Source organism: Photobacterium chitinilyticum (assembly GCF_004104355.1).
Lineage (GTDB): Bacteria > Pseudomonadota > Gammaproteobacteria > Enterobacterales > Vibrionaceae > Photobacterium > Photobacterium chitinilyticum.
This window is the reverse complement of record NZ_RJLM01000136.1, coordinates 1-581: the sequence shown is the minus strand read 5'-3', so window position 1 is coordinate 581 and position 581 is coordinate 1. Positions and strand designations below refer to the sequence as shown.

1 protein-coding gene is annotated in these 581 nt (G+C 39.9%); it reads right to left on the bottom strand.

What is annotated here, in order from left to right:
* The coding region (locus EDI28_RS26240; RefSeq protein WP_128786714.1) for a superinfection exclusion B family protein at positions 1-448 on the bottom strand (448 nt) is incomplete at its 3' end.
* Between the last annotated feature and the right edge of the window lie 133 nt (positions 449-581).

Here is a 581-nt window from a genome sequence, read left to right as displayed (position 1 = left end):
TATATGGATCATAGCTGGCAACTAATTCAGTCCAGTAAATATCCTCAATAGGGAATAATATATGCTTTCCATTCCATCGGGAAAAAGTTTTGTTCAACACACCAAGCTCAATCAACTCACTAATGTATGGGAATTGTTTTGATGTAACCACATACTTCCTGCCTTCATTAAGGGCTGCGCACAAAACCATAGATTGCTCTTCTGTAAGGTTTTGAATTACTGATCGCACTTTATCGTTTTGCATCTTAATGCGTTTTCTTAGCTTAAATCGCTTATATCTGGCGCTGGCAATAGCTGATAATCGATGCACATTAATTGCTAGCGAAAATGCAAGAGCAAAGACGAAAACATGCCACACATGAGGAATACCGATTCTCTCATTAACATATTCAGGCCAGTTATCTGGGCTTAAAAGCAGAAGTCCAACCCAGATAACGATCATATACATGGTTCTCTCCAGAGGTTCATTACTGAACACTCGTCCGAGAATAACGAGTGGATCCATTTCTATACTCATCAAACTGTAGGGGTTGTAATAGTTTATCCGATTTCTCGCTGTAGGGGTACACGAGAACCACCGA